Origin of the sequence: Citrobacter sp. UYEF32 (genome assembly GCF_040546205.1) — a bacterium.
Lineage (GTDB): Bacteria > Pseudomonadota > Gammaproteobacteria > Enterobacterales > Enterobacteriaceae > Phytobacter > Phytobacter diazotrophicus.
The window spans coordinates 515766-530957 of the sequence record NZ_JBEPNI010000004.1 but is presented as its reverse complement, the minus strand read 5'-3'; the positions used below and the strand labels follow the sequence as shown (position 1 = coordinate 530957).

The following is a 15192-nucleotide window of genomic DNA, read 5'->3' as shown; positions in this document are numbered from 1 at the left end:
TAAAAAATTAAGGTGCAAAAGATGAGTAACGATATCTTCCCGAACAAATTTAAAGCTGCGCTGGCGGCAAATCAGGTTCAGATCGGTTGTTGGTCGGCGCTGGGTAGTCATATCAGCACTGAGGTTCTGGGCCTGGCAGGGTTTGACTGGCTGCTGTTGGACGGTGAACACGCCCCGAATGACGTGCTCTCTTTTGTACCGCAGTTGATGGCGCTGAAAGGCAGCGTCAGCGCACCGGTGGTACGTATTCCGACGAACGATCCGGTTGTGATCAAACGTCTGCTGGATATTGGTTTCTACAACTTCCTCGTCCCGTTTGTTGAAACGGCAGAAGAAGCAGCAAACGCCGTGGCGGCAACCCGTTATCCGCCTGAAGGTATCCGCGGCGTGTCCGTGTCTCACCGCGCCAATATGTTTGGCACCGTACCGGATTACTTCGCGCAGTCGAACAAAAACATCACCATCATCGTGCAGATCGAAAGCCAGGAAGGCGTGGATAACCTCGACGCTATCCTCAAAACCGACGGTGTTGACGGTGTATTCGTCGGTCCGAGCGACCTGGCGGCAACCCTGGGTTATATCGGCAATGCTGCGCACCCGGAAGTACAGCGCACCATCCAGCATATTTTTGCGCGTGCAAAAGCACATGGCAAACCGAGCGGTATCCTGGCGCCTGTTGAGGCAGATGCCCGCCGCTATCTGGAATGGGGTGCGACCATCGTTGCTGTTGGCAGCGACCTGGGTGTGTTCCGTGCGGGTACGCAGAAACTGGCTGATGCCTTTAAAAAATAACCAAACCACCACTGGATAAAGAGAGAGACGCAATTATGACGATGAAAGTTGGTTTCATTGGCCTGGGCATCATGGGTAAACCAATGAGTAAAAACCTCATTAAAGCAGGTTACTCACTGGTGGTCTCCGACCGCAATAGCGATGTGGTCGCAGAACTGATCGCCGCTGGCGCAGAAGCCGCAAGCAGCGCTAAAGCCATCGCAGAGCAGTGTGATGTGATCATCACCATGCTGCCAAACTCCCCGCACGTAAAAGAAGTTGCGCTGGGCGAAGGAGGCATCATTGAAGGCGCTAAACCAGGTACTGTTCTGATCGATATGAGCTCCATCGCTCCGCTGGCCAGCCGTGAAATCAGCGAAGGTCTGAAAGCAAAAGGCATCGAGATGCTGGACGCGCCGGTAAGCGGCGGTGAACCGAAAGCGATCGACGGTACCCTGTCCGTAATGGTTGGCGGTGACAAAGCGCTGTTCGACAAATACTACGATTTGCTGAAAGCCATGGCCGGTTCCGTTGTTCATACCGGCGATATTGGCGCGGGTAACGTGACCAAACTGGCTAACCAGGTCATCGTAGCGCTGAACATTGCTGCAATGTCTGAAGCGCTGTCTCTGGCAACGAAAGCGGGTGTGAATCCTGAGCTGGTATTCCAGGCAATCCGCGGTGGTCTGGCTGGCAGCACCGTGCTGGAAGCAAAAGCACCGATGGTACTCAACCGCAACTTTAAACCGGGTTTCCGTATCGACCTGCATATCAAAGATCTCTCCAACGCACTCGATACCTCTCATGGTGTAGGTGCGCAGTTGCCGCTGACTGCCGCAGTCATGGAAATGATGCAGGCATTGCGTGCTGATGGTCACGGTAGCGACGACCACAGCGCTCTCGCGTGCTACTACGAAAAACTGGCGAAAGTAGAAATCTCTCGCTAATAAGAAGGGTGCGGGAGCGCACCCTGAATTTCTTAAGCATCAACACCTTGCAGGTCGATAATCGCGGTGACGTGAATGGCCTGTGAGGTGAAATGAATGCCTTGCGCGGCAATGTCAGGCTAATCAACTATGAAAATCGTAATCGCCCCAGACTCTTATAAAGAAAGCCTTTCTGCTACCGAAGTAGCGCAGGCGATAGAAAAAGGATTTCGGGAAATTTTCCCGAATGCTCAATACGTTTCAGTTCCGGTCGCAGATGGCGGTGAGGGAACGGTTGAAGCCATGATTGCCGCGACAAAAGGTTCTGTGCACAGCGCATCCGTCACCGGCCCTTTAGGTGAAAATGTCGATGCGCGTTGGGGGATGTCCGGCGACGGTAAAACAGCCTTTATAGAAATGGCCGCCGCCAGCGGTCTGGCACTTGTGCCCCCTGAATTACGAAACCCTCTGATCACCACTTCACGCGGCACCGGGGAACTTATTTTGCACGCGCTGGATCATGGGGCGAAAAACATTATTATCGGCATCGGCGGTAGCGCAACGAACGACGGCGGAGCGGGTATGGTACAGGCGCTTGGCGCGAAGCTGTGTGATGCCAATGGTACCGACATCGGCAACGGCGGCGGTAGCCTGATAAGCCTGAATGCTATTGATGTTTCCGGGCTCGATCCGCGTCTTGAAGGCTGCACCATTCGTGTTGCCTGTGATGTGACAAACCCGCTGACCGGCGAAAAAGGCGCATCGCGTATCTTTGGGCCACAAAAAGGCGCGACGGAAGCGCTGATCGTTGAGCTGGACCGTAATCTTGCCCATTACGCCGATGTGATTAAAAAATCGCTGCATATTGATGTAAAAAATGTGCCGGGAGCCGGTGCGGCGGGGGGGATGGGCGCCGCGTTGATGGCATTCCTCGGCGCGGAGCTGCGTAGCGGTATCGAAATCGTAACCCAGGCCTTGAATCTGGAAGAACATATTCATGATTGTACCCTGGTGGTCACCGGCGAAGGCCGTATCGACAGCCAGAGTATCCACGGTAAAGTGCCGGTGGGCGTGGCGAACGTGGCAAAAAAATACCACAAGCCAGTTATCGGTATTGCCGGAAGCCTGACGCGTGATGTTGGCATTGTGCATCAGTATGGTATTGACGCGGTATTCAGCGTTCTGACCAGTATTGGTACGCTGGAAGAGGCGTTCCGTGGTGCGTTTGACAATATTTATCATGCATCCCGCAACATTGCGGCCACCTTACAGGTTGGCATGTCTGCTGAGGGGTGACATCGGCGCGCAAACCCTCTATACTGCGCGCCGAAGCTGACCAGACAGTCGCCGCTTCGTCGTTGTCCTCCTTCGGGGGAGACAGGCGAAGGGGAGGAAAGTCCGGGCTCCATAGGGCAGGGTGCCAGGTAACGCCTGGGGGGTGTAACAGCCTACGACCAGTGCAACAGAGAGCAAACCGCCGATGGCCCGCGCAAGTGGGATCAGGTAAGGGTGAAAGGGTGCGGTAAGAGCGCACCGCGCGGCTGGTAACAGTTCGCGGCACGGTAAACTCCACCCGGAGCAAGGCCAAATAGGGGTTCATAAGGTACGGCCCGTACTGAACCCGGGTAGGCTGCTTGAGCCAGTGAGCGATTGCTGGCCTAGATGAATGACTGTCCACGACAGAACCCGGCTTATCGGTCAGTTTCGATCTTTTCAGGTAAAAACCCGCTTCGGCGGGTTTTTGCTTTTCTGTGGTTTCAAATTTCTGCACGATCTTCCCTCTGGCTCCAGTGGGGCGAGGGGAAGCCTGAACATTCCCCTGTGGCGCTGCGCTTACCGGGGCTACGGTCTCGCCATACTCCTATTTCCGGTAGCTATCCGCGTCTCGCCGTTACATTTTCCGCTGACAATGCTCTACTGAGTACCGGAACATACTCACAGGACGCATCTGACATGAGCTCACACCCAATACGGAAAATCATCGAAGCCTGCGACAAGGCGATATCAGCAAAAGATTACGATACCCTGATGACGTTTTACTCGGACGATGCCGCGCTGGTCATAAAGCCGGGAATGATTGCCAAGGGAAAAGACAATATTCGCAACGCTTTTATGGCCATCGCTGACTATTTCCAGGGGAATCTGGTGGTAGAACAAGGGGAGATGCAGGTCATTGAAGGCGCCGATAACGCGCTGGTCATCATGGAAACCCTGCTGCGTTACCCGGACGGCAAAGGCGGCACTGTTAAGACAATCCGTCGCGCGACATATGTTTTTCGCCACACTGCTTCGCAGGGCTGGTTATGCACTATCGATAATTCTTACGGCACCGATTTGCTGGAAAGCGCGTTGCCGTCAGGCTAATTTTTCCGCAAACCTCACAAAAAAAGCCCCGGTTTTTATACCAGGGCTTCTGTTACGCTGCTTCGTCTTCTTGCGCCAACCGCTGCTCTGCATCGGCGACGATAGCTTCCAGTTCGGTCAACATATCGTCGTAATCAAAAGATTGCGGCGATGCTTCCGGTGTCGTTTGCTCTGTGGAAATGGGTTTTGACGTTCTGTTTTGAACACTCTTTTTTTTCACCTTGGTACTCCGTAAAACTCTTGCGCTTACACGGGTAAATCTATCAGTAAAGCGCGCAACGGCGTATCGGCGACTAACGTTATGTTAGCCTCATCACGAATAAACGCACCGTCACCACAGGTGAGCGCTTCCCGCGATTCGCACGGCATGACGGCGTGTACTGTACCGTGAATCGACTGCAAATAGGCGCGAGGCCCATGCAGTTGAAACGTCAGCTCTTCACCTTTTTCCAGTTCGATATGGTGCAACCACACCTGTTGGCGTAATTGCAGGCTGTCCTGGCTTCCGTCTGGGGATGCCAGCAACTGGCGAGCCTGATCGGCAATCATCACTTTCTGCACCGTCGGATTTTCCCGTTCCGGGCAGGCATCCAGCCACAACTGCATACGCGTCAGCGGCTTGTCTTTGCTCAGATTATGTTCGCTATAGCTAATACCCGGCTGAGTCGCAATGAGCAACGCTTCGCCCGTTTTCGCCTGAATATGGTTACCTTCGCTGTCGCGATACTCGGCTTCGCCTTCCAGAATCAGGTTCAGAATATCGACTTTCGGGTAGGTACGCGGCTGGAATGAGGCACCGGGTGCCAGTACTTCCTGGTTCAGGACGCGCAGGGAGGCGTAGCCCAAAAGTTTCGGGTCAAAGTAATGTCCAAAGGAAAAGGTGTAGCGGGCCTGCAGCCAGCCGAAGTCCGCTTGTCCACATTGTTTGGCTGTTCTGGTAGTAATCATAATTCTTGACCTCTCTTTACACTAAAACAATGGTAAAGGTATGGACGCTGCATTGTTAGCCAGATATTCTGCCCGGTATGTTCAAATTTCCTGAATGAGAACAAAAATGGCGAAAGATAGGGCACTTACGCTGGAAGCGTTACGCGTCATGGACGCAATTGACCGTCGCGGTAGCTTTGCCGCCGCGGCAGATGAACTGGGGCGGGTACCCTCTGCGCTCAGCTATACGATGCAAAAACTGGAAGAAGAGCTGGACGTTGTTCTGTTTGACCGCTCTGGCCATAGAACGAAGTTTACCAACGTTGGTCGCATGCTGCTGGAACGTGGCCGTGTTTTGCTCGAAGCGGCTGACAAACTCACTACCGATGCCGAAGCGCTGGCGCGCGGTTGGGAAACACACCTGACGCTGGTTACCGAAGCACTGGTGCCGACGCCCGAGCTTTTCCCGCTTGTCGATAAACTGGCGGCAAAAGCCAACACGCAACTCTCGATCATTACCGAGGTGCTGGCAGGCGCCTGGGAGCGGCTGGAGCAGGGGCGTGCGGATATCGTGATCGCGCCGGATATGCATTTCCGCTCTTCGTCGGAAATCAACTCTCGCAAGCTGTACAAGGTACTGAACGTTTATGTCGCGGCACCAGACCATCCGATTCACCACGAACCGGAGCCGTTGTCTGAGGTGACTCGCGTGAAATATCGCGGCGTGGCGGTTGCGGATACCGCGCGCGAGCGCCCGGTGCTGACGGTGCAGTTGCTGGACAAACAGCCGCGTCTGACGGTCAGTACCATTGAGGATAAACGTCAGGCTTTACTGGCGGGGTTGGGTGTGGCGACGATGCCTTATCCGTTGGTTGAGCAGGACATTGCAGAAGGGCGTTTGCGCGTCGTCAGTCCTGAATATACCAGCGAAGTCGACATCATCATGGCCTGGCGGCGCGACAGCATGGGCGAAGCGAAAGCCTGGTGTCTGCGCGAAATACCGAAACTCTTCTCCGGAAAATAATTCCCCCGGCCCCTTAAGGAAACGCTTTTGGCTCAGGGCCGAAGCGATTTTCTTCGGGGGTACCGTGCTGGCTCCAGAAGGCCAGCAGCATCAACCAACCCAGGACAGGAACACACCACAACCACAGCCATTTGGCGGTGCGATCGGTATCGTGCAACCGGCGGGACTGAACGGCAAGGGAAGGCAGGAAAACCAGCAGAGCGTAGATCAGGCTTAACAGGCCAATGCCACCCGTGCGCCAGCCAAAAATTTCATCCACCACGACAAGTACGCCAAAGAGAATGAGGTTGACCAGCATAAACATCCAGAACTCCCGGCGATGCGCACGGCCATGAAAGAGGACGTAGTTGCTCAGCACTTTGAAATACCAATCCATTCTCTACCTCGAAAGACGTTCAATACGTTGTTTTCTCAGCGATCACTGTAAGAATAGACGGGGATAAAAGGATGCGTGAAATATTTTCGGGCGCAACGGCTGCGCCCGAAAATATTATGCGAAACGAAGGTCCCGACCGTGAGGCTCGTTAAGATCCTGCCACGGGCCGATGGAGATAATCCCCGTCGGATTGATGGTTTTATGGCTGCGGTAGTAGTGGGTACGAATATGGTCAAAATTGACCGTTTCCGCGATGCCTGGCATCTGGTAGATATCCCGCAGGAAGCCATAGAGGTTGAGATAGTCGCTAATGCGATGCTTATCGCACTTAAAGTGGGTCACGTATACCGGATCGAAACGTATAAGCGTTGTCCACAGGCGAATATCCGCCTCGGTTAACCGATCGCCTGTCAGGTAGCGATGTTGCCCCAGGATTTGTTCCAGCCGGGCGAGGGATTCGAAGACCTTTTCGACGGCTTCATCGTAAGCCTGCTGACTGGTGGCGAAACCGGCCTTATAGACACCGTTATTGACGTTGTCGTAGATCCAGCTATTCAGTTCGTCAATTTGCGTGCGCAATTCTGGTGGGTAATAGTCGCCAGCACGCGCCCCCTGCGCGTCAAACGCAGTGTTGAACATGCGAATGATTTCAGCCGATTCATTGCTGACAATCGTATGGTTCTTTTTGTCCCACAGTACCGGGACCGTTACGCGTCCGGTGTATTGCGGGTCGGCATGAAGATAAAGCTGATAGAGGAATTCATGCTGATAAAGCGCGTCGCCTGTCGCTGCCGGAAAGTTATCATCAAACGTCCAGCCGTTTTCCAGCATCAGCGGATTCACCACCGAAACCGGTAAAAAATCGTCCAGCCCTTTTAGCGTGCGCATGATGAGCGTGCGGTGCGCCCAGGGACAGGCGAGAGAAACATACAGGTGATATCTGTCTTTTTCCGCTGCAAAGCCGCCTTCGCCGGATGGACCCGGTGCGCCATCGGCGGTGAGCCAGTTACGAAATGCGGACACTGAGCGCTGGAAGCGGCCACCGGTTGACTTGGTATCATACCAGGTATCATGCCAGACGCCGTCAATGAGTTGTCCCATGATGCATTCTCCTTTAGATGGCAAAAGCGAGGAGATGTCTCCTCGCTTCATGTCTTTATCAGTATAGAGCGCTTACCACTTTTTATTCAGTACGCGGTCGATGCTGAATGCGCCCGGACCGGTGATAGCCAGCAGCAGGAAGCCACCGGTGATGCTCAGGTTTTTCATAAACATCAGGGAGTTCATGCCTTCCGCAAAGTTACTGTGGAAGATAAACGCGGTCAGCAGGGTGAAGCCTGCGGTGAACAGCGCGGTGGTGCGAGTCAGAAAACCGAACAGAATGGCCAGACCGCCGCCGAACTCAAGCAGGATAACCAGCGGCAACATAAAGCCCGGGACACCCATGGCTTCCATATATTGCTGAGTGCCGGCATAACCGGTGATTTTGCCCCAGCCTGCGGTAATGAACAGGATTGGCATCAGGATACGCGCTACCAGTACACCAACATCTTCTAATTTTTTCATCTTTCTCTCCAGGGAACCACAATGTCTTTTTTAGTGAAAAGTTCGGCAATCACGGGCGCTGGCCGCATGGTTGCTGTCGATGGAGAGGATATTAAACGGGGCGGGAAAAGATTGTTAGCAAGGAAAACTGTCGAAATTTTTCAAAGATACTGATGAAGTTGGTGTAAAAAAAGCTGCTACCCCGGCCAGTATGGTACCGCCGGGGAGTCTGTTAACGCTGTTGATCAAGCGTGGATTTTACCAGCCGCCAGACGCTCCACAGCCCAAGCCCGCGTTTCGCCCAGCGCATCAGCATGCTGGGATGGCGCACCGACCATACGGCCATGAAGCTGCTGCCGACCAGCGCCCAGGAACGCAGGCTAAGGAAGGTGTTCCACCCGCGATCATAGACACCGGTGGCGTCCACCCAGTCACGGCGAGCGGCGGTCAAATCCAGCCGTTGCTGCTGAATTTGGCTGAGCAAAAGGGCTTTACGCTTGAGACGCTCGGCCTTGTGACTCATGGTTTATCCTCTTCCAGTAACTGACGATCATTGGCCAGTTCCTGCCGCGTGTGGCGCAGAATTGTGGATTCGCGGGCTTTACGTAGGGTCCAGATACCGCCAATCAACGCCAGCACCAGGAGCACCACCGTGGTGGCGATCATGGCGTTGAGTCGGTATTGCGGGTCGATGGCCCAGATAACCAGTACCATCAGACTCATCAGGCCAAATGCAGCGAACAGCATGGTCAGCCCTAACATCATGAGCAACTGGAAGAGGTTTGCTTTTTCCTCTTCCAGTTCGACCACTGCCAGCCGGAGCCGCGTTTCCACCATTTCAACCATGATGGAAACAATGCGTTGCCCGATACCCAGTACGCTTTTGCCCGGTCCTTGCGCGTGTCGTGAATCCGCCATAATCAGCGACGCGTCAGGAGCACGCCTAACACGACGCCAATCGCCGCGCCAATGCCCACGCTGGCCCATGGGTTTTCACGTACATATTCGTCAGTTCTTGCAGCGGCTTCGCGGGTCTGGCGGGCAATGGCATCCCCTGTTTCGCCCAGACGATAACGGCTTTCCTGCAAGGCTTTTTCGGCTTTGCTGCGCAGTTTGCTCAACTCTTCTTTTGATTTGTCCCCGGAGGTGCTCAGTACTTCCTCAAGGGTATCCGCCAGGGATTTCAACTCAGCGCGCAGATGTTCAGTATTTGCCTCTTTAGACATAATTCTCTCCAGGTGAGTGAGTGTTAACTTCCATCAAAATCAGTAGTCACGCGCTTCAAGCGCCTTAAGTTCTGCCTCGGCCTCTTTCAGCTTGTGCTCGCGTTTACTTATTTTGTCCGCATCGCCTTTTTGTTTCGCTTTGGCGAGATCTTCGCGACGTTCGGCAACCTCGTCTTTCTGTCTGGCAATTTTGCGCTGGTGCTCCGCACGCAATTTACTGTCGGAACAGGTGGTGCGAACCTCGTGCAGCGCCTTATTCAGCCCTTCAACCCGACTCTGATTGTTGTGCTTTTCGGCATAGCTGATTTCACGCGTAATCTCCTGCTCTTTCTCCTGACAGGGGGAAGCGGCCTGAGACATCGCGCTTACAGATAATAGGGTTAGCGCCAGTGCGATGCGGTATTTCATGGTCGAAACCTTCCATTGTTGGCTGGCGAAACAAGGCTCGCCAGCATCCAGTGACATAACGTGGACTTTGGTTCCATTAACTCAAGCATAGAACGTTAACGGCTAAAGCACCAAAGTAGGTGAAAAGATTCAGAATCCTGGAGGATCAGCCAAATCGATGGGTGGTATCGCGTAAACGTGAAAGCCAGGCAGAGGTCTGGCTTTCGTCATCCTGTAACGCGACGATGTAGCCGTGGGGCAGTGTTCTGTCCAGCACTTCCTTGGCGGCAGCGCTCTGGGCACTGGACTCAAATTTGATTAACAGCGTGTCGTTTTGCGGCGTAATGCTTTTGAAATGGATGCCGTTTGCGTCCAGATGATGCCAAATGGAAAAACCATCCGGCACGCTTGTGTTCTGTGCGATTGGGCGTATCGCCAGCGTAGACTCACGGTTTTGCAGTGTCACCCAACCCAAAAAGAGTACGCTGAACAGCGCCATTGCGGCGATGCCCATAAAAAACCAGCGCAGGAAGGGACGTTGCGATTCCATTATTGACCCCGATTACCGTATTTTTTCTTCCACAACACTACCAGTGTGCCAATCAGGCCAATCACCAGCAGCACAACGGGAAGGAGCATCAAACAAGACATCAACGCGTCTTCATATTTACGAAACACTGGCGTTATACCCAACAAATACCCCAGTGTCGTTAGAATCAGCACCCACAACAAACCGCTCATCCAGTTGAAAAACTGGAAGCGAGCGCTACTAAGACCCGAAATTCCGGCAATAGTTGGTAACAGTGTGCGAACAAATGCAATAAAACGCCCAATCAGCAACGCTGAGAGGCCATGTTTATGAAAAAGATGATGTGCACGTTGGTGATAATGCGCCGGAAGGTGCGATAACCAGTTTTGCACGGTTCGCGTGTTCCCCAGCCATCGGCCCTGAATATAGCTCAGCCAACAGCCCAGACTGGCGGCCGCTGTTAATAACAAAATGGTCTGTGGATAGCCCATCGCCCCTTTGGCAATCAAAACACCCACCAGCACCAGGAGACTGTCGCCAGGAAGGAAAGCGGCCGGAAGCAGGCCATTCTCAAGAAATAAGATGACAAATAACACAAAGTAGAGCATGCCAATCATGGATGGATTGGCCAGCGTTTCGAAATCCTGGCTCCAGAGGGCATGCAGCAGTTGGCTTAAAAGTTCCATTCAATGTTCCTGGTACATCGGTTTACGGCACGTCGATTACCTGTAAAACAGCACGGCGACATTATTGATAGTGACATTATGGTCGCTCGTGGCGCATTCAGCAGCCTGACTATTCCGGTAACAACGCTGTGAGCAAGCGCTAACTCACGCAGTGGCAAAGTGCGTCCAATTGTAACAAATGCCATAGTTCTGCGGCAGAGAAATTACGCTTTGTCAGAAAATGATTTTGCTTGTCGAAAGGAGGGGTGGCGAGGGTATTTACAAAGGCTGACACTCTATACTTTTTACTGACCCTTAAGTGGCCAGGCGCAGAGGGGCTGTGCGCCTGACAGAGAAAAGCATTATTTTACGCCACTTGCTACGGTATCAAGGTGAACCACGGGGTTTTCCGCAAACAAATAGCGGTCAGCATTGAATTCGAAATCATCGCTGGTTTCGTTAAACAACATCTGTTTGGTGTTTTCCAGATGCTGCCACATCGCGACTTTAGCCGCGTGCGGGTCTTTGCGAATCAACGCCTTGAGAATTTGGTCATGATCGTCACACCAGTTATCCACGGTGCGCAAGTCGATATGGTCGTGCAGTTTTTTCCAGTACGGGTTGTGAACACGCTGGGTCCACATTTTTTCGACGATCGCCGCCAGCGCGCTGTTTTGTGTCGCAAGAGCTACCTGCACATGAAACTGTAAATCCCATTCGGAATCGCGGAAGCACTTCTCTTTACGCGCGCTTTCCTGGATTTCCATCAGTTTCATGATGTCCTGCTTGGTCACCTGGGTCGCGGCAAATTCAGCAATGTTGCTTTCAATCAATTGACGTGCCTGTAGCAGCTCAAACGGACCATAATTAGCAAATTCCAGCGATTCGTCAGGGGCCTGGGTATGACGAGGCTGATTGGAAATAACATGAATGCCTGAGCCTTTACGGACTTCAACATAACCTTCAACTTCCAGCATGATGATGGCTTCACGAACCACGGTCCGGCTGACGCTTTTTTCGTCTGCAATAAAGCGCTCGGCGGGAAGTTTGTCACCCACAAGATAGACGCCCTGCTCGATCCGGCTTTTCAGCTCGGCGGCAAGTTGTTGGTACAAACGACGTGATTCAGTGATTTCCATATGCGCTCCAGGCAAGATAAGGCATTAGTAGATTTGTTATACCACTTTTACGCCATTCTCACCACAACAAGGCAAGAAAAAGCCGCCCGAAACGGTGGGCGGCTTTTGGGAAACAGTAGTACGAAGAAGGCGTGTACTAGCTTTGTGTTGCGGTACCGCCGACCGCACTTTCCTGCGCTAATTCACTGGCGGATTTACTTTTCAGCACCGTCCAGATAACTACCGCACCGAGCAGGTCGAACAGGGCCAGCACGGCGAACAGCGGGCTAAAGCCGATGGTGTCAGCCAGCGCACCTACCACCAGAGCGAACATGGTACTTGCTGTCCACGCCGCCATACCGGTCAGACCGTTCGCGGTTGCCACTTCGTTACGACCAAACACGTCGGAAGACAGGGTAATCAATGCACCGGACAGAGACTGGTGAGCAAAGCCACCAATACACAGCAGGCCGATTGCAACATACGGGCTGGTGAACAGACCGATCATGCCTGGGCCGATCATCAGCAACGCACCCATGGTCACTACCATTTTACGGGAAACAATCAGGTTCACACCGAACCAGCGCTGGAACAGCGGCGGCAGGTAACCACCGACGATACAGCCCAGGTCAGCGAACAGCATTGGCATCCAGGCGAACATGGCGATTTCTTTCAGGTTAAAGCCGTAGACTTTGAACATGAACAGCGGGATCCAGGCGTTGAACGTACCCCATGCCGGTTCTGCCAGGAAACGCGGCAGTGCAATACCCCAGAACTGACGGGTGCCCAGAATCTGCAGGACGGACATTTTCTTACCGTTGAAAGTCTGGTGTTGTGCTTCCTGACCGCCAATGATGTATTCGCGTTCTTCTTCGGTCAGTTTTTTCTGATCGCGCGGGTGTTTGTAGAAAACCAACCATGCCATTGCCCAGGCGAAGCTCAGTACGCCAGAGATAATGAACGCGAGCTGCCAGCTATGCATGACGATTGCCCACACGACCAGCGGCGGTGCAATCATCGCACCAATAGAAGAACCGACGTTGAAGTAGCCCACTGCGATAGAACGTTCTTTCGCCGGGAACCACTCAGAAGCCGCTTTCAGGCCCGCCGGAATCATTGCCGCTTCGGCAGCACCAACGGCACCGCGCGCCAGCGCCAGACCACCCCAACTGCCTGCCAGCGCAGTAGCGCCACAGAAGATGGCCCAGGTCACGGCGAACACTGCGTAGCCGATCTTGGTGCCCAGGATGTCCAGTACATAACCTGCGACCGGCTGCATGATGGTATAAGCCGCCGAGTAAGCCGCAATAATGTAAGAGTATTGCTGTGTGGAGATATTCAACTCTTGCATCAGCGTGGGCGCTGCCGCAGCAATCGTGTTACGCGTCAAGTAACCCAGCACGGTGCCGATCGTCACCAGCGCTATCATGTACCAACGTAACCCTTTAATTTTACGCATGTAAACCTCATCGTTATGTTAATTCCGCTAGCGCGGTCACCTGCCGGTTGCGGTCGGGAGGTGAAAACGGAGGGCGTAACCGGTAAACACCGGAACGACCCGAACCTTGCTATTCAACGTGCTCAATTCGGTATCCGTACCGTAAAGACCGATGATTAATCACCGGCAATGCATTCCGTCGGCTGATGTATTCGACGGCAGAAAGATAACTTGTCATACAACTTCAAAAGGTGAGTGACATCACAAAAGCGTTTTTCTTTGTGTGGTTTTTAACTTTGCGGCACCAGACCAGAACTGGCGCGGCCTGGCGGTGATTTTGACGCGCATTCTTGTAAATATTTGTCATCGTTTATTGATCTAACTCACGAAAAAGCCTTCGGCCACTGGAAATTGGTGTGATAACTTTGTCAGCATTAAGGTAAGCATCAGACGCACTCGTTGAGAGGAAGACGATAATGACCCCGTTTATGACTGAAGATTTTCTGTTAGATACCGAATTTGCGCGCCGCCTGTACCATGACTACGCGAAAGATCAGCCGATTTTTGACTTCCATTGCCACCTGCCGCCGCAGCAGATCGCAGATAACTACCGCTTTAAAAACCTGTATGACATCTGGTTAAAAGGTGATCACTACAAGTGGCGTGCAATGCGTACCAATGGTGTGCCGGAACGCCTGTGTACCGGCGATGCCAGCGATCGTGAGAAGTTTGACGCCTGGGCTGCAACCGTACCGCATACGATTGGCAACCCGTTATACCACTGGACCCATTTAGAGCTTCGTCGCCCATTTGGTATTACAGGTAAGCTGCTTTCTCCGTCTACGGCGGATGAAATCTGGAATCTGGGCAATGAATTGCTGGCGCAGGATAAATTTACTGCCCGCGGTATCATGCAGCAGATGAATGTGAAGATGGTCGGTACCACTGACGATCCGATCGACTCTCTGGAACACCATGCTGCCGTTGCCAAAGACACCACCTTCACCATCAAAGTGCTGCCAAGCTGGCGTCCGGACAAAGCCTTCAATATTGAACTGGCTACGTTTAACGATTACATGAGCAAGCTGGGTGAAGTGTCTGACACCGATATCCGTCGCTTTGCCGATCTGCAAACGGCGCTGACTAAACGTCTGGATCACTTTGAAGCACACGGTTGTAAAGTATCGGACCACGCGCTTGACGTTGTGCTCTTCGCCGAAGCAAGCGACGCGGAACTGGACAGCATCCTCGCACGCCGTCTGGCGGGTGAAGCATTAAGCCAGCATGAAGTCGCGCAGTTCAAAACGGCCGTTCTGGTATTCCTCGGCGCGGAATATGCCCGTCGCGGTTGGGTACAGCAGTATCACATTGGCGCGCTGCGTAATAACAACCTGCGCCAGTTCAAACTGCTGGGGCCAGATGTGGGCTTCGATTCCATTAATGACCGTCCGCTGGCGGAAGAACTGTCAAAATTACTCAGCAAGCAGAACGAAGAAAACCTGCTGCCGAAAACCATCCTGTATTGCCTGAATCCGCGTGATAACGAAGTGCTGGGCACCATGATCGGCAACTTCCAGGGCGAAGGTATGCCAGGCAAGATGCAGTTTGGTTCCGGCTGGTGGTTCAACGACCAGAAAGACGGTATGGAACGTCAGATGACCCAACTGGCGCAGCTCGGTCTGCTGAGCCGCTTTGTGGGCATGCTGACTGATAGCCGCAGCTTCCTGTCTTATACCCGTCACGAATATTTCCGTCGCATTCTGTGCCAGATGATTGGCCGCTGGGTGCACGCGGGTGAAGCTCCGGCTGATATCCAGCTGCTGGGCGAGATGGTGAAAAATATCTGCTTTAACAATGCGCGTGACTACTTCGCGATTGAACTGAACTAAGGCCGTT

19 protein-coding genes and 1 other RNA gene are annotated in these 15192 nt (G+C 53.2%); 7 read left to right on the top strand and 13 right to left on the bottom strand.

The genetic code is table 11. The features are described from left to right. Positions 1 to 21: 21 nt before the first annotated feature. The 5 genes from garL (at position 22) to ABIB59_RS13850 (ending at position 4061) form a co-directional block, all read left to right on the top strand. Positions 22 to 792, top strand: a complete 771-nt coding sequence (gene garL, locus ABIB59_RS13870) for a 2-dehydro-3-deoxyglucarate aldolase (protein ID WP_039077508.1) — start codon at positions 22 to 24, stop codon at positions 790 to 792. 35 nt (positions 793 to 827) lie between these two features. Then, entirely contained in the window at positions 828 to 1718 is an 891-nt protein-coding gene (gene garR / locus ABIB59_RS13865; protein ID WP_039077509.1) for a 2-hydroxy-3-oxopropionate reductase, read from the top strand. A gap of 129 nt (positions 1719 to 1847) precedes the next feature. After that, positions 1848 to 2993, top strand: a complete 1146-nt coding sequence (gene garK, locus ABIB59_RS13860; RefSeq protein ID WP_354035813.1) for a glycerate 2-kinase — start codon at positions 1848 to 1850, stop codon at positions 2991 to 2993. 32 nt (positions 2994 to 3025) lie between these two features. Further along, positions 3026 to 3407: RNase P RNA component class A (rnpB, locus tag ABIB59_RS13855), an RNA gene on the top strand. A gap of 243 nt (positions 3408 to 3650) precedes the next feature. Beyond that, positions 3651 to 4061 carry a YybH family protein gene (locus ABIB59_RS13850; protein ID WP_354035811.1) on the top strand — a complete coding sequence of 137 codons (411 nt, stop codon included), beginning with the start codon at positions 3651 to 3653 and terminating at the stop codon, positions 4059 to 4061. A gap of 52 nt (positions 4062 to 4113) precedes the next feature. Here the strand turns inward: ABIB59_RS13850 and ABIB59_RS13845 are convergent, their stop codons facing one another. Continuing rightward, on the bottom strand, positions 4114 to 4281 hold the full coding sequence (locus ABIB59_RS13845) for a protein YhaL (protein WP_165157949.1): 168 nt from the start codon (positions 4279 to 4281) through the stop codon (positions 4114 to 4116). 26 nt (positions 4282 to 4307) lie between these two features. Further along, positions 4308 to 5009, bottom strand: a complete 702-nt coding sequence (locus ABIB59_RS13840; protein WP_039077512.1) for a pirin family protein — start codon at positions 5007 to 5009, stop codon at positions 4308 to 4310. 106 nt (positions 5010 to 5115) lie between these two features. Between ABIB59_RS13840 and yhaJ the strand changes: the two genes are divergently transcribed. Beyond that, positions 5116 to 6012 (top strand): DNA-binding transcriptional regulator YhaJ, encoded by an 897-nt coding sequence (gene yhaJ / locus ABIB59_RS13835; RefSeq protein ID WP_039077513.1) that lies wholly within the window; start codon positions 5116 to 5118, stop codon positions 6010 to 6012. A gap of 13 nt (positions 6013 to 6025) precedes the next feature. Here the strand turns inward: yhaJ and ABIB59_RS13830 are convergent, their stop codons facing one another. The 11 genes from ABIB59_RS13830 to ABIB59_RS13780 all read right to left on the bottom strand — a co-directional run bounded on the left by ABIB59_RS13830 (position 6026) and on the right by ABIB59_RS13780 (position 13317). After that, positions 6026 to 6388 carry a DUF805 domain-containing protein gene (locus ABIB59_RS13830; protein ID WP_222556530.1) on the bottom strand — a complete coding sequence of 121 codons (363 nt, stop codon included), beginning with the start codon at positions 6386 to 6388 and terminating at the stop codon, positions 6026 to 6028. Between the two features lie 114 nt (positions 6389 to 6502). Further along, complete coding sequence (locus tag ABIB59_RS13825) at positions 6503 to 7489, bottom strand: glutathione S-transferase family protein (RefSeq protein WP_108700579.1); 987 nt, start codon at positions 7487 to 7489, stop codon at positions 6503 to 6505. Between the two features lie 72 nt (positions 7490 to 7561). Further along, positions 7562 to 7954 (bottom strand): DoxX family protein, encoded by a 393-nt coding sequence (locus ABIB59_RS13820; protein WP_039077516.1) that lies wholly within the window; start codon positions 7952 to 7954, stop codon positions 7562 to 7564. A gap of 211 nt (positions 7955 to 8165) precedes the next feature. Next, entirely contained in the window at positions 8166 to 8456 is a 291-nt protein-coding gene (locus tag ABIB59_RS13815) for a YqjK-like family protein (RefSeq protein ID WP_039077517.1), read from the bottom strand. Then, a complete protein-coding gene (locus ABIB59_RS13810; RefSeq protein ID WP_071194462.1) occupies positions 8453 to 8851 on the bottom strand; it encodes a phage holin family protein in 399 nt (132 codons plus the stop codon). Before ABIB59_RS13810 ends, ABIB59_RS13815 begins: the two co-directional genes overlap by 4 nt. Before the next feature lie 2 nt (positions 8852 to 8853). Then, positions 8854 to 9159 (bottom strand): ElaB/YgaM/YqjD family protein, encoded by a 306-nt coding sequence (locus ABIB59_RS13805; protein WP_039077519.1) that lies wholly within the window; start codon positions 9157 to 9159, stop codon positions 8854 to 8856. A gap of 39 nt (positions 9160 to 9198) precedes the next feature. Further along, the gene (locus ABIB59_RS13800; protein ID WP_039077520.1) at positions 9199 to 9567 is read right to left on the bottom strand and encodes a DUF1090 domain-containing protein; all 369 of its coding nucleotides are present in this window, start codon (positions 9565 to 9567) and stop codon (positions 9199 to 9201) included. Positions 9568 to 9712: 145 nt separating this feature from the next. Further along, positions 9713 to 10096 carry an EnvZ/OmpR regulon moderator MzrA gene (mzrA, locus tag ABIB59_RS13795; protein WP_039077521.1) on the bottom strand — a complete coding sequence of 128 codons (384 nt, stop codon included), beginning with the start codon at positions 10094 to 10096 and terminating at the stop codon, positions 9713 to 9715. Further along, positions 10096 to 10761: a DedA family general envelope maintenance protein YqjA gene (gene yqjA / locus ABIB59_RS13790; protein ID WP_071194463.1), complete on the bottom strand. Its 666-nt coding sequence runs from the start codon at positions 10759 to 10761 to the stop codon at positions 10096 to 10098. The genes mzrA and yqjA overlap by 1 nt, the downstream gene beginning before the upstream one ends. A gap of 341 nt (positions 10762 to 11102) precedes the next feature. Continuing rightward, positions 11103 to 11879 carry a transcriptional regulator ExuR gene (exuR, locus tag ABIB59_RS13785; RefSeq protein WP_039077523.1) on the bottom strand — a complete coding sequence of 259 codons (777 nt, stop codon included), beginning with the start codon at positions 11877 to 11879 and terminating at the stop codon, positions 11103 to 11105. Positions 11880 to 12015: 136 nt separating this feature from the next. Continuing rightward, positions 12016 to 13317, bottom strand: a complete 1302-nt coding sequence (locus tag ABIB59_RS13780) for an MFS transporter (RefSeq protein ID WP_039077524.1) — start codon at positions 13315 to 13317, stop codon at positions 12016 to 12018. A gap of 455 nt (positions 13318 to 13772) precedes the next feature. On the opposite strand from ABIB59_RS13780, the gene uxaC reads away from it, so the two are divergent. Further along, positions 13773 to 15185, top strand: a complete 1413-nt coding sequence (gene uxaC, locus ABIB59_RS13775) for a glucuronate isomerase (protein ID WP_039077525.1) — start codon at positions 13773 to 13775, stop codon at positions 15183 to 15185. Positions 15186 to 15192: the final 7 nt, after the last annotated feature.

Bases quoted from the DNA above. Each gene is read 5' to 3' on its own strand.
- garL (WP_039077508.1), top strand. From the start codon at position 22: ATGAGTAACGATATCTTCCCGAACAAATTTAAAGCTGCGCTGGCGGCA.
- garR (WP_039077509.1), top strand. From the start codon at position 828: ATGACGATGAAAGTTGGTTTCATTGGCCTGGGCATCATGGGTAAACCA.
- garK (WP_354035813.1), top strand. From the start codon at position 1,848: ATGAAAATCGTAATCGCCCCAGACTCTTATAAAGAAAGCCTTTCTGCT.
- ABIB59_RS13850 (WP_354035811.1), top strand. From the start codon at position 3,651: ATGAGCTCACACCCAATACGGAAAATCATCGAAGCCTGCGACAAGGCG.
- ABIB59_RS13840 (WP_039077512.1), bottom strand. From the start codon at position 5,009: ATGATTACTACCAGAACAGCCAAACAATGTGGACAAGCGGACTTCGGC.
- yhaJ (WP_039077513.1), top strand. From the start codon at position 5,116: ATGGCGAAAGATAGGGCACTTACGCTGGAAGCGTTACGCGTCATGGAC.
- ABIB59_RS13830 (WP_222556530.1), bottom strand. From the start codon at position 6,388: ATGGATTGGTATTTCAAAGTGCTGAGCAACTACGTCCTCTTTCATGGC.
- ABIB59_RS13825 (WP_108700579.1), bottom strand. From the start codon at position 7,489: ATGGGACAACTCATTGACGGCGTCTGGCATGATACCTGGTATGATACC.
- ABIB59_RS13820 (WP_039077516.1), bottom strand. From the start codon at position 7,954: ATGAAAAAATTAGAAGATGTTGGTGTACTGGTAGCGCGTATCCTGATG.
- ABIB59_RS13815 (WP_039077517.1), bottom strand. From the start codon at position 8,456: ATGAGTCACAAGGCCGAGCGTCTCAAGCGTAAAGCCCTTTTGCTCAGC.
- ABIB59_RS13810 (WP_071194462.1), bottom strand. From the start codon at position 8,851: ATGGCGGATTCACGACACGCGCAAGGACCGGGCAAAAGCGTACTGGGT.
- ABIB59_RS13805 (WP_039077519.1), bottom strand. From the start codon at position 9,159: ATGTCTAAAGAGGCAAATACTGAACATCTGCGCGCTGAGTTGAAATCC.
- ABIB59_RS13800 (WP_039077520.1), bottom strand. From the start codon at position 9,567: ATGAAATACCGCATCGCACTGGCGCTAACCCTATTATCTGTAAGCGCG.
- mzrA (WP_039077521.1), bottom strand. From the start codon at position 10,096: ATGGAATCGCAACGTCCCTTCCTGCGCTGGTTTTTTATGGGCATCGCC.
- yqjA (WP_071194463.1), bottom strand. From the start codon at position 10,761: ATGGAACTTTTAAGCCAACTGCTGCATGCCCTCTGGAGCCAGGATTTC.
- exuR (WP_039077523.1), bottom strand. From the start codon at position 11,879: ATGGAAATCACTGAATCACGTCGTTTGTACCAACAACTTGCCGCCGAG.
- ABIB59_RS13780 (WP_039077524.1), bottom strand. From the start codon at position 13,317: ATGCGTAAAATTAAAGGGTTACGTTGGTACATGATAGCGCTGGTGACG.
- uxaC (WP_039077525.1), top strand. From the start codon at position 13,773: ATGACCCCGTTTATGACTGAAGATTTTCTGTTAGATACCGAATTTGCG.